This is a genomic window from Pseudochrobactrum sp. sp1633, from assembly GCF_030376605.1.
Lineage (GTDB): Bacteria > Pseudomonadota > Alphaproteobacteria > Rhizobiales > Rhizobiaceae > Pseudochrobactrum.
Genome location: NZ_JARRAE010000039.1, coordinates 1 through 4,795 on the forward strand (window position 1 = coordinate 1; position 4,795 = coordinate 4,795).

The 4,795-nt window shown below is 47.3% G+C and carries 4 protein-coding genes; all 4 read right to left on the reverse strand.

The window, feature by feature from the left end; genetic code table 11:
* Positions 1-306 precede the first annotated feature (306 nt).
* The 4 genes from P8H26_RS17925 to P8H26_RS17940 are packed head-to-tail and all read right to left on the reverse strand — an operon-like array spanning position 307 to position 4,715.
* Positions 307-780 carry a Mov34/MPN/PAD-1 family protein gene (locus P8H26_RS17925; protein ID WP_289634449.1) on the reverse strand — a complete coding sequence of 158 codons (474 nt, stop codon included), beginning with the start codon at positions 778-780 and terminating at the stop codon, positions 307-309.
* Positions 777-2,585, reverse strand: coding sequence for a ThiF family adenylyltransferase (locus P8H26_RS17930; protein ID WP_289634450.1), 1,809 nt, complete (start codon positions 2,583-2,585; stop codon positions 777-779). Before P8H26_RS17930 ends, P8H26_RS17925 begins: the two co-directional genes overlap by 4 nt.
* Complete coding sequence (locus P8H26_RS17935; protein WP_289634451.1) at positions 2,585-3,679, reverse strand: cyclic GMP-AMP synthase DncV-like nucleotidyltransferase; 1,095 nt, start codon at positions 3,677-3,679, stop codon at positions 2,585-2,587. The genes P8H26_RS17930 and P8H26_RS17935 overlap by 1 nt, the downstream gene beginning before the upstream one ends.
* The gene (locus P8H26_RS17940; RefSeq protein WP_289634452.1) at positions 3,615-4,715 is read right to left on the reverse strand and encodes a patatin-like phospholipase family protein; all 1,101 of its coding nucleotides are present in this window, start codon (positions 4,713-4,715) and stop codon (positions 3,615-3,617) included. Before P8H26_RS17940 ends, P8H26_RS17935 begins: the two co-directional genes overlap by 65 nt.
* Positions 4,716-4,795 lie beyond the last annotated feature (80 nt).

The window sequence follows — 4,795 nt, forward strand, 5'->3', positions numbered from 1 at the left end:
AATATTATAGCAGGAATGGATTCAAGATTGAAGTGAGACTTGTAAATGATATCAATGCGTTATCGAATGCAAGGAACCCGTCATGGAACGCACCTACTCGCATAATGACTTGGATGAGCGGGGAAGATCGCGCTCTGGCGTATGACAAACATTTCTATTGAAGCTATTGTCGGGAAACTTGGTCGTTACCGTTCAACCATTTTCTGTGAGCTCAAACGCAATCAGTTTAATGATGATGAGATCACAGATCTTAATTGGTCGCTGATATGAACGGACTTAGTCTACATATCAATTTGTCACAGTACCTCAATAGGTTGTAGAGATTAATTGTGTTAGATTTTTTGCATCTGCAATCGCGACGTATAATCCTTGAGGAGCATCAGATTGACCTACTATGATCATTAATATACCGGCATAGTTATGGCGGGATTTAATGAACGTGTCGTGGATACTAGTCCGGTCAATTAATGACGGGGTTGGTATAGGCTCAGGGTGAGTATGCCAATCGCCAACATAATGAAGTCCTCGTGTATGAAGCTTGGAAATTTCCAAGCGCTCAAGGATCCGGTTAGGCCTAAAAAAGAAACGTGATCGCCAATCTAATCCGCGAGGCCCGGTTGCTAGTTCTATAGACACAAGCCCGTCTGATATCTTTGCAAATAGCTGACCTCCCGCCTCAGTGTCATCGGTATTAAGTTGTTTATTTTGATTGAAATGAGCTATCACATTTTCTGACAAGTGGATTTGTTCGCGACCACCATCGGATTGGTAGCAGATCATGCAGCGACCGCCTTCGCGCATGCTACGCAATTATTTTTTCGTGGCCATATCCGATTTGAGAGGAAACCACCTTGTCCGGGATTTCCCATGGTCTGATGCCATTGCTCTGTGACTATTCCACCCATCGACGCAACCCGTGCGGTCGGACCAACCCAGATCGCCTCGCGACTATCTACCGGAGGAGCTGTAAGTGCAGATATCGCTTCATTACAAACTAAACCATGAGCGAATGATAGATCTGTTGCTCCATAGGGATTAAAACTCCCGCCGCACGCCGGAATTGCCAACAAACCATCGTTTGGCCATTCACTATAATTCAAGTCCGGTTTCCCTGTTCTAGAAAAATTACACCTGAGGCATGCTCCTCCTTGTACTACTGTTACAGCATGTGTTGCCACCACGTGTGGTTCCAGCCATGCGTAAAGCGCAAGCGGAATATCGCCTGCTTTATGCCGCTCATCTATAAAGACGTCTACGGACCAAATACCGGTTGTGCCGATAACCAAATCCCAATCCATGAGTACTTGCTGAGAAGACGGTAACAATTGTCCACCATAGGCTCTTATGCTACTCAAATGGGGAAAGGCATTTTGCAGACGTTGAGCAAGATTTTCCGCCTTTGCCGAACCAATGGATTCAGCTCCTAATACATGACGGCTGATATTCGGCCATTCAAGATATTGTCCATCAATAAGGCCTAGATTGCCAATGCCAGCTTTGGCCAATAGTTCTGCCACTGTACTTCCTAGAGAGCCGCAACCGACAACGAGAACCTTTTTATTTTTCAGAATCTTTTGTTGAGGATCAGCGTCTCGTCCATGGATCCAATCGTGATCGGCGCGATTGAGGGAGTGCCGTGTGACGCGTGACAGTGGCGATGTCGATCGCAAAACTGCCACGTTTACAGGCACGCGTCCTTTACGAAACCCCCTAGTCATGGCATCGGGACTTTTCCTGCCAGGCACAATATGATTTTTATGTAGCGCGATCGTGACTGGCGCTAATGCAATTCCTGTTGTGCACGAAAATGCTATGATAACTTCGCGACCTTCGCTTTGTAGGGCCTGAAAAGCCATCATATCAAGAGCTTGGCGATCATCGGAAAACAGTGTTCGCAAATCCCCCGCGTTAGATGGATATTGATCAGGTATCAGTAATCGTGGTGACCTGAGGAATAGAGCTTTACCGATCTTGTACGATGAACCATCTTTGCGTAGACCGTATCGTCTTGTTAACCAGTTGCGCAAGTATTCTTCGCTATCGGCGACAATATACTGCTGTTTGCCTCGCCAAATGAAAATATGGCGATGACTACCTGCTGGATCTAAAAGGCTCAAGAACCTTGTCGAGCCATCATCCACCGAATGGCTCCAATAGCTGACGAACTCGTCACGGAAATCTTCCTCCGCCTCTCCTGTCAATATCCGCTCAATAAGCTTTACCCCCTCATGTATCAGCCCGGATACCTGCCCGACAGGATCTTGGACGTCGAACGCCGCTTCTGAAGAGAAGACACACATCAATCCATTCGGTTCCAAATGTGGCCACGTGAGTAGCGAAGGCCCGTCGAGTACGGCGAGCCGTGGCGGAACGAAAGGGAAGTCATTTTTCAATAGAACGGCCATGGTGAATGTCTGACCGTCAGAGAATTGAAGCTTCTTCGCCCACCCTGAAGCAAAGCTTGAAAGACCTGCTGATTCCAGGTCCTTCTGCAGCATACGCGTAATGCCGTTCTGTTCAAAGAACGCTGCGAGTTTCTCAACTGATACTTTGAAAAGTTCTTCAGCTACATTTGGAACCGACATTAACCGAACCTGCCCCCTCCACGCTTGTCAAAGGCTTGTTCTTCTGCGGACTTAGCAGTGGCAGCCAAAAGCACGGATGCCCGTGTCGCCGTTTCCTCTGATTTTTTACTTGATGCCCGTAACCCAAAGAAGGATGAACTAAAGACGCTGTCCCAAGCTTTTCGGGCTTCCTCTTCAGTACAGTTCCATTTATCCAGCACCTCGAGTTCACCGAGTGCCCATTGGAGCTTTTCCTGAAAAAACTTTGCACGAGAGTCTGAATCTCCATTTGTGACAGTTTCGTCGAGCACTGGATGATCTATAACAAGCGACGCCGCCAATCTGCCATGAATGGCGCGCATGACATCTCGCAGTGCTTGATCATCGCGGCCATCAATTCCGAGATACTTCTCATCGACTAAAACTGATATCATGAAACCGGAAGCAATCTTTGCGCGCCAGCTTTCACGGCTGCGAGCAAAGGCCTTCAATAGCTTCACAACACGATTGAACTGCCCATAGTTATTTGTGTTCGGACTTTTGCTCTTATTTGCTGTCTTGAACCATTTCGTTACAGCTACTGGGTCTGAAACCTTCCATTCGGTACTGGCTCGTTCGTAGACCCATTTCCCATCCTTTTCAAATCGTCGATATACCGGCACATCCACATGATAACCTTCATTATAGTATACACGTACGCAATTCTTCTGGCACACGGGCGGATCTGTAAAACGCTCACTATGGAGGGCTGCTCTAACCATTTCTTTGGCTTCCGCCGGAGTACGGTCGGAGCCACTCGGCTTCGTCAGTGAAGACCTAGTGAAATACACACCATCATCAATATCATAATCTTTCTCCACATGCTGCACCATCGTACGCATTGCGTAAGAGCCTTGGGTGTGACAGCCAACTGGTGCCGGCATTTCGTCCCGAGCCAAGCCGTCTTTCAACCGTTTCCGGTTGGTATTACGTCGATCACGCATTGTCTGGCGCTGTTCTATCGGCAGTTTGACTTCATCATCATGGAATGCAGTCATGTCATCGTGACAATTAAACATCAGTATCCCCCCCCAAAACTGGTGCTGTTTGAAAAATGAGATGGATTGCTTGGCCATCTTTGTTATCTGGTCTTCCCGATATACTGAGTGCCTCGTACGCATCAGTCTGTCCTTGCTTTACAAGCGCATTCATTGACACCTCGCTTGTTTCATCTAGATCCAGATGTTCCATCAAATTTGCCGCAGGTTCGCCTCTCGGGAATCGAATTATATTAACATCCCGTCCGACATGCCGACCAATCATTACCGCCATGTTGTCGTAGGCGTATTGCTGCGCCGCTATTGCTACATTTGCCACATCAGCGCCCATACGCCATTCAGCATATCCGCGATGAACTTCACTTTCAGATGCAATCTGATCACCTGACGGTGGCGGACAGGTCCCTAAACAGAAGATTTCAATACGATCACCTTCTTTTGTCATTCCAAGAGCATCAGTCAGTCCAATTAACACTGGATTGTTAGCCCAAAGTCCACCATCAACAAAAACGAGAGACCCTTCACCGTCGGGCGCGGGGAGCCACGCCATAGACCTGAAGACAGGTGCAGCCGTACTTGCCATACACACATCTGTGAGGGTGAATTTGCCATCTCTATTTCGGCTGTTAGGCAAATGCGGCGTTTTGAATACCCATGACCGGTGTCGCGACATCTCGACCGCAGGAATAGCCAACCCTATTTTTCTCTTTTGCCATAAATCGTCGATAGTGATTCCAACTAGCTCGTTATCAAGAGCTGCTCGTAATGCTTCAGCACCTTTTTTATTCAACGATGAACGGCACGGCCACTGAACAGCTAGTTTCATTAGTTTGGTGGGTACTTTCTCCGGAAAAATGCTTGGGCCTTTTTCCCGATACAGTGCAATCACCTTAGGTAAGGGAATACCGCACGCCAGTGCACAAGCCAAAATAGCGCCCGTGCTGGTACCGCTTATCAGATTGAAGCTCTTGCCAATATCGATATTGGAGATGTTGCGAGAACCTTCGTATATGCTAACCAGTGAATGGAGATAAGCGGCGCTATAAATTCCACGCATACCTCCACCATCGATGCAAAGCACCCTATAGGTATTAACTGTCTTCTGTACTGTCATCCTTCACCCCAATTTCTAGTATATGTTAGACAACAATGTACACACAAATAGCTTGCATTTCAGTTTTATCAGATTGGTTT

Coding starts and splice junctions, on each gene's coding strand:
- P8H26_RS17940 (WP_289634452.1), bottom strand. CDS start 4,715: ATGACAGTACAGAAGACAGTTAATACCTATAGGGTGCTTTGCATCGAT.
- P8H26_RS17930 (WP_289634450.1), bottom strand. CDS start 2,585: ATGTCGGTTCCAAATGTAGCTGAAGAACTTTTCAAAGTATCAGTTGAG.
- P8H26_RS17925 (WP_289634449.1), bottom strand. CDS start 780: ATGATCTGCTACCAATCCGATGGTGGTCGCGAACAAATCCACTTGTCA.
- P8H26_RS17935 (WP_289634451.1), bottom strand. CDS start 3,679: ATGGCCAAGCAATCCATCTCATTTTTCAAACAGCACCAGTTTTGGGGG.